Annotated in this window: 9 protein-coding genes; 4 read left to right on the forward strand and 5 right to left on the reverse strand. The window is 71.0% G+C overall.

Annotated elements, in window-relative coordinates; genetic code table 11:
- Positions 1–117 precede the first annotated feature (117 nt).
- Positions 118–402, reverse strand: coding sequence for a hypothetical protein (locus AOK16_RS20590; protein WP_055473672.1), 285 nt, complete (start codon positions 400–402; stop codon positions 118–120).
- A gap of 131 nt (positions 403–533) precedes the next feature.
- Here AOK16_RS20590 and AOK16_RS20595 point away from each other — a divergent pair, with 131 nt between their 5' ends.
- Complete coding sequence (locus AOK16_RS20595; protein ID WP_055473673.1) at positions 534–1,202, forward strand: response regulator transcription factor; 669 nt, start codon at positions 534–536, stop codon at positions 1,200–1,202.
- The gene (locus AOK16_RS20600; protein WP_055473674.1) at positions 1,195–2,619 is read left to right on the forward strand and encodes a sensor histidine kinase; all 1,425 of its coding nucleotides are present in this window, start codon (positions 1,195–1,197) and stop codon (positions 2,617–2,619) included. The genes AOK16_RS20595 and AOK16_RS20600 overlap by 8 nt, the downstream gene beginning before the upstream one ends.
- Before the next feature lie 274 nt (positions 2,620–2,893).
- Here the strand turns inward: AOK16_RS20600 and AOK16_RS20605 are convergent, their stop codons facing one another.
- From AOK16_RS20605 to AOK16_RS20620, 4 genes are all read right to left on the reverse strand, one after another.
- Positions 2,894–3,367: a MarR family winged helix-turn-helix transcriptional regulator gene (locus AOK16_RS20605; protein ID WP_055473675.1), complete on the reverse strand. Its 474-nt coding sequence runs from the start codon at positions 3,365–3,367 to the stop codon at positions 2,894–2,896.
- Positions 3,368–3,501: 134 nt separating this feature from the next.
- Positions 3,502–4,278 carry an AIM24 family protein gene (locus AOK16_RS20610; RefSeq protein ID WP_055473676.1) on the reverse strand — a complete coding sequence of 259 codons (777 nt, stop codon included), beginning with the start codon at positions 4,276–4,278 and terminating at the stop codon, positions 3,502–3,504.
- On the reverse strand, positions 4,275–4,925 hold the full coding sequence (locus tag AOK16_RS20615) for an AIM24 family protein (RefSeq protein WP_055473677.1): 651 nt from the start codon (positions 4,923–4,925) through the stop codon (positions 4,275–4,277). Before AOK16_RS20615 ends, AOK16_RS20610 begins: the two co-directional genes overlap by 4 nt.
- Positions 4,925–5,563 (reverse strand): AIM24 family protein, encoded by a 639-nt coding sequence (locus AOK16_RS20620; protein WP_079101605.1) that lies wholly within the window; start codon positions 5,561–5,563, stop codon positions 4,925–4,927. Before AOK16_RS20620 ends, AOK16_RS20615 begins: the two co-directional genes overlap by 1 nt.
- A gap of 107 nt (positions 5,564–5,670) precedes the next feature.
- Between AOK16_RS20620 and AOK16_RS20625 the strand changes: the two genes are divergently transcribed.
- Complete coding sequence (locus AOK16_RS20625) at positions 5,671–6,021, forward strand: DUF3817 domain-containing protein (RefSeq protein WP_055473679.1); 351 nt, start codon at positions 5,671–5,673, stop codon at positions 6,019–6,021.
- Positions 6,018–6,311: an MTH1187 family thiamine-binding protein gene (locus AOK16_RS20630; RefSeq protein ID WP_055473680.1), complete on the forward strand. Its 294-nt coding sequence runs from the start codon at positions 6,018–6,020 to the stop codon at positions 6,309–6,311. The genes AOK16_RS20625 and AOK16_RS20630 overlap by 4 nt, the downstream gene beginning before the upstream one ends.
- Positions 6,312–6,461: the final 150 nt, after the last annotated feature.

Raw genomic sequence — 6,461 nt, forward strand, 5'->3', positions numbered from 1 at the left:
CCGGTGGTCCAGTGCGGGGCCGGGGCCCCCTCCTGGAGGCCCCGGCGCTCTCTCACCGGTGGCTGGCTGCTGACAGGCACCTCATCTGCTGGTGACCGTGTCAGGGGTGCCTGCTTGTCAGCCGTTGTTGGTGGTGACCTCGCCGGGGGTCGGGTCGACCTGCTGGTCGGTCTCCTTGTCCGCGGGCTTGGTGGTGACCTTGCCGGGGGTCGGGTCGACCCGCTGGGCGTTCTCCTTGCCGTCCTTGCCTGCGTCGTTGGTCGACTTGGTGTCGTTCTTCGTGGTCGAGGACGCGTTCTTCGCCGGGGTCGAGTTGGTGCTGTTCGCGAAGGCCATGGTGCTGGCCCCGCCGCCGAGGAGTGCTGCCGCCGCGACGGTGGCGATCACGAGGTTGCGCTTCATGGGGTCCTCCTGGTGGGTCTGGTTCGCGGCGGTTCTTCCGCCTCGATGTCCACCACCGTGCCGAAGCGATGCTGAAGGCAGGCTGAAGCCGCCTGAAGGGATCTTCAGGTTCCGTTTGGGAGGCTTGGGTCATGCGATTGCTGATCGTCGAGGATGAGAAGCGGCTCGCCCTGTCGCTGGCCAAGGGGCTGACGGCCGAGGGCTTCGCCGTCGACGTCGTGCACGACGGTCGCGAGGGGCTGCACCGCGCGAGCGAGGGCTCGTACGACCTGGTCGTCCTCGACATCATGCTGCCCGGCATGAACGGCTACCGCGTGTGCGGCGCCCTGCGCGCGGCCGGCCATGACATGCCGATCCTGATGCTGACCGCCAAGGACGGCGAGTACGACGAGGCCGAGGGGCTCGACACCGGCGCGGACGACTACCTGACCAAGCCCTTCTCGTACGTGGTGCTGGTCGCCCGGATCCGGGCCCTGTTGCGGCGGCGGGGGCGGGCTGCCGCGTCGCCGGTGCTGGAGGTCGGGGGACTCACGGTCGACACGGCCGCGCGGCGGGTCACGCGGGACGGGGCCGAAGTCGTGCTGACCGCCAAGGAGTTCTCCGTGCTGGAGCATCTGGCGGTGCGGGCCGGGGAGGTCGTCTCGAAGGCGGAGATCCTGGAGCACGTCTGGGACTTCGCCTATGAGGGGGATCCCAACATCGTTGAGGTGTATGTCAGCGCGCTGCGAAGGAAACTGGGCGCGGGGTCCATCGCGACGGTGCGCGGGGCCGGGTACCGGCTGGTGGCCGGCCGTGCGTAGGCTCTTCGGTTCCGTGCGGGCCCGGGCCGCGCTGGCCGCCACGCTCGTCGTCGCGGTGGCGCTCCTCGGGGCCGGGCTCGCCGTGCTGCTGTCGCTGCGGTCCGACCTGATCGGGCAGGCCGACGCCCAGGCGGATGCGGCCGCGCGCCAGATCGCCGCGCAGATCGCCGCCGGGACCCCGTACGACCGCCTCGAACTGCCCGACGGCAACGACCACCCCGTACAGGTCGTCGACCAGGAGGACCGGCTGCGGGCGGCGAGCGAGAACCTGGAGGCGATCAGCGGTACGGGTGTGGGCGTGGTGCGTCCGGGCCCGACCACCGCGCCGGGCCCGGACGAGGCCGAGGTCGACCCGGCGGCCGGGCAGGTCGCCGAGGGCGTCCGGCACGTCGACGGGTCCGCGACCGTCTACGGTGACTCCGCCGACTACCGCTTCGCAGCGGTGGACGTGACCGCGCCGCAGGACACCACCGTCACCGTGTACGCGGGGGCGTCGCTGGAGACCGAGCAAGCTGCGGTGCGCACCGCAGCCACCGTCATGCTCATGGGGTTCCCGGCCCTGCTGCTGGTGGTGGGCGGGGCGACCTGGCTGGTCACCCGGCGGGCGCTGCGGCCCGTGGAGGCCATCCGCGGCGAGATGGCCGCGATCACGGCCTCGGCCGACCTGTCCCGGCGCGTGCCGGAGCCGGCCGCGCGCGACGAGATCGCCGCCCTCGCCCGGACGACCAACGAGACCCTGGCCGCCTTGGAGGCGTCCGTCGAGCGGCAGCGGCGGTTCGTCGCCGACGCCTCGCACGAGCTGCGCAGCCCCATCGCGAGCCTGCGCACCCAGCTCGAAGTGGGCGTCGCCCACCCGGAGTTGCTGGACGCCGAGGGTGCGGTCGAGGACACCGTACGGCTCCAGCAGCTCGCCGCCGACCTGCTGCTGCTGGCCCGGCTGGACGCGGGAGAGCGGCCGCGGGAGGGCAGCCGGGTGGCGCTGACCGCGCTCGTACGGGAGGAGGTCGCGCGGCGCGACGGTGGGCGTGTACGGGTGGTTCTCGGGGATTGCGCCGAGGGCGTCGAAGTGGCCGGATCGCGCGGGCAGTTGGCGCGCGTGCTCGGCAACCTGCTGGACAACGCGGAGCGGCACGCGGCGAGCGAGGTACGGGTGTCCCTGCGGGTCGCGGACGGCCGCGCCGTGCTGTCGGTGGCCGACGACGGGGAGGGGGTGCCCGAGGCGGAGCGTGAGCGCGTCTTCGAGCGCTTCGTCCGCCTCGACGAGGCCCGCGCCCGCGACGACGGTGGCGCGGGCCTGGGCCTGGCCATTGCCCGCGACGTGGCCAGGCGCCACGGCGGCACCCTGGTGTTGACCGCCGGCCCCCAGGGAGGCGCCCTCTTCGAACTACGCCTCCCGATCGCCGACGCGTCGAACTGATCCGGACAGCGGCTTCGCCCCGCGGCGCGGGCCCCGGTGGGCCATGGTGCGGCCCTCGTTGTGGGCATGCGTTCCGCACGGCGGAACGGGTGGGCACAACGGGGCCACCGGCGTGCAGCCGCGTACGAGAGCTCAGCCCGCGGCGGCCTGTTGCGCACACGGCGCGGTGCCGGTCGGCGGAACAGCTGCCCACACCGGAACGGAACCGGTGCCCACAGCGCGGCGAACGCGCGGCCCACACCGGAACGGTGAACCACCCGGCGGAGCCGACCGGCTACAGCCGGCGCTGGGCGCGGAGGTGTTCGGCGACCGGCGCCAGGGACTCCCTGATGGCCTCCAGCTCACTCGGTGCCATCAGGTCGATGAAGTGGCGCCGCACCGACTCGACATGGTGTGGTGCCACCTTGCGCATGGTGTCGCAGCCGTGGTCCGTGAGGACCGCGAAGAGCCCGCGGCGGTCGGACTCGCAGTTCTCGCGGCGCACCAGCCCCGCGTTCTCCATGCGCGTGATCTGGTGGGAGAGTCGGCTCTTGGACTGCAGGGTCGCGGCCGCGAGGTCGCTCATCCGCATCCGCTCATCCGCGGACTCCGACAGGTTCACCAGAATCTCGTAGTCGTTCATGGTCAGCCCGAACGGCTGGAGATCCTTTTCGAGCTGGTACATCAACAGCCGGCTCACGTCCAGATGAGTGCGCCAGGCGCGCTGTTCCTCGTCTGTGAGCCAGTGAGTTGCCGTCTCTGTCTCCATAAACTGATTCTACCCATTAAGTTGAATTGCGGACGATTGGTCGTCCCGGAGTGATCCGGGTCTAGCCCACTTCTTCCCCCAGAAAACGCCCGCGTGGGCGCAGGCGTTCGACGTTACCGTCCGCAGACTACCGTTCACAGTCCGAAGCGTCGCTGGAGGCCCCCGAGAGAGCCGGGCAGCTGCGGAATCTGCTGGCCGCCCGGAGGCCTGCCGCCGTAGGAGCCCGGGACACCCTCCTGGTGCGGCACGGCCCCGGGGGCCCGCTCCGGCATCAGCAGTTCCGTGGACTGCAGCAGCACCTGCCCGGCGCCCACGAACTCGAATTGGTGCTCCTCGCCCGACGTGCCGCCGATCCCGGTCAGCGCCCGTACGCCGCCCAGTACGCCCCGCAGATATCCGTGGTCGTAGTGGTGGCAGGGCGAGGGGCAGTCCGCCCAGCCGACCAGCGCCTGCGGGTCGACCCGGATCGGCGGCTCCATGAACACCACCGGCCCGTTGGAGGCGGCCACGAACTTGCCCGTGCCGATGAGGGTGAGGAACCCGGGGATGATCGACTGCTTCAGCGACAGGCCGGGTTGGAAGGCCAGGAGGTTCCCGGACCTGATGGTGAGGTTGCCGTCCTCGAGGTCGAAGGAGTTGACGTCGAAGGCCCGGTCCGCGAGCAGCATCTTCCCCTGGCCCTCGGCCACCACCCAGTCCGCCGCGTGCAGCGGGGAGTGGAAGTTGCCCGCGATCAGCCGGTCGAGCGGGCCGTGCCCGATGCCGTGGAAGTCGATCCGCCCGTAGTAGGCGATCATCTTCCCCTTCTGCAGGAACCACTGGCCGTTCAGGTCCACGCAGAAGGTGTACGCGTTGACGTTGTCATCGGACGGCAGCGTGTGCGGGTCGAAGACCGCGGGCCCTGTGCTCACAGCTTCTCCTCCGAGGCCTGGACGAAGACGGCGCCGTTTCCGGAGAGTTCGAGCTGGAACGCCTCGCCCGAACCGCGCCCCACCATGTCCCGCCAACCGAGCGCGGTGGACAGCTTGTTGCGTACGTCGCCGTGGTGCGCGACATAGGCCTGCGGGTCGACGTGCACCGGGCGCTGCGGGGTGATCGGCAGTTCGATGACCCCGCCGTGGGCCATCACCGCGACCGCGCCGTGGCCCTGGAGCGTGGTGGTGAACAGGCCCTGGCCGGTGACCTGGCCGCGCACCATGCCCATCACCCCGCCCTGCGAGCCCATGAACATCGTGCCCTGCCGGAGGCTGCCGTCGAAGGCCAGCAGCCGGTCGGCCTCCACGTAGAGGGTGTCGCCGGAGAGCTCGATGACCTGGATGTGGTGGCCGCCGTGGCCGAACATCACCGTGCCGCTGCCCTCGACGGTCATCAGCGGCGTCGCCTCGTTCGCCACCCGCCGCCCGATCATCGAGGTCAGACCACCCTGGCCGCCCTGGATGTTGGGGGTGAAGGTGACCTGGCCTCGGTAGGCGAGCATCGCGCCGCGCTGGCTGAACACCGTCTGGCCCGGCCGGATCTCGGCCTCGACCATCTTGGAGTTGATCTCCCGGAACGGCATCAGACGTCACCCCCGACCGTGTTCCGCTCCGAGGGCTGTACGTAGACGAGCCCCTCGCCCTCGAAGCGGATCTGGAAGGCCTCGCCCGAGCCCTCGCCCATCAGCGTGCGGAAGTTGACCCCCGACTGGAAGTGCTGGTGCAGGTTGCCGGTGTGCGCGATGTACGCGCCCGGGTCCACCTGGAGCGGGTACTGCGCGGACACCCGCAGGACGACCGCCGGACCGTCGGAGAGGACGGCCGCCCGGCCCGTGCCCTCCACGGTCGTGGTGAACAGGCCGTTGCCCGTGGCCGCGCCGCGCAGCCCGGTGAAGGTCGTGCCGGTGCGCAGCCCGCCTTCGGCGCACAGCAGGTTGCTGGCCTCGACGTACAGCTTCTCGCCGCGCAGGTCGACCAGGTTGATCTCGCTCGCGCGGTCGGCGAAGTAGCACGTGCCGTGGCCCTTCACCTCCATGACCTCCATCTGCTCGCCGGTGATCCGGCGGGCGACCATGCCGCGCAGCCCGTCGCCGCCGCCGGTCATCTTCTTGAACGCCATCTGGCCCTCGTACGCGACCATCGAGCCGTTCTTGGCCTTCACTGAGTCGCCCGTCATGGCGACGGCGAGCACCTTGCTGCCTTGGAGTCGAAACTGAGCCACGCGCCCGACCGTACCCGGGGAAAGTGATCCGCGGCGGGGCTGTCACAATGGAAATCCGTTTGTGCGTCTTTTCACAAACTGTTCTGCGAACTTGGAAGAGGTACCCCGTGGACATCAAGACGGCTTCCGCCCTCCGCCGCCTGCGCCTGGTCTCGGCCCCCGAGGCCGTGTCCTTCCTGCTGCTGCTCGTGTGCTCGGTGCTGAAGCGGACCACCGAGTTCAACGCGGTGCCGGTGATGGGCGCGATCCACGGCATCCTCTTCGTCCTGTACGTGCTGTTCTGGCTGGACGCCTGGAACCGAACCAAGTGGTCCTTCGGAACCGCGGCCCTCTACTTCGTCCTCTCGGTCCTGCCCACCGGCGGCTTCTTCGCCGACCGCCGGCTGAAGCGCGAGGCAGAGGACGGCGTCATCGCCGCCCGTGCCCGCGCCGCCAAGGGCGAGGCGGTCGAGGCGTGATCGTCGCATTCTCGGTCACCCCGCTGGGCGTCGGCGAGGACGTGGGGGAGTACGTCGCCGACGCGGTGCGCGTGGTCCGCGAGTCCGGCCTGCCGAACCGCACGGACGCGATGTTCACCTCCGTCGAGGGCGAGTGGGACGAGGTCATGGACGTCGTCAAGCGGGCCGTGGCAGCCGTCGAGGCGCGGGCGCCACGCGTCTCCCTGGTCCTGAAGGCGGACGTCCGCCCGGGCGTCACGGATGGCCTGACCTCGAAGGTCGAGACGGTGGAGCGGCACCTCGCGCGGTGAGCGCGGCTGAGGGCGAGGGGGGCCTGGCTCCGGCCGGTCGCCTCGGCGGTACTCGCTGAGCCCTGCCGCCCCCGCCCCCCGGCGGAGCGCGGAGGAACTCCCGCCGCGACGGCGGGAGTCCACGGCGGTGTGGTCCGGCGGTGCCGAACC

Origin of the sequence: Streptomyces pathocidini (assembly GCF_001418495.1) — a bacterium.
Classification (GTDB): Bacteria; Actinomycetota; Actinomycetes; order Streptomycetales; family Streptomycetaceae; genus Streptomyces; species Streptomyces pathocidini.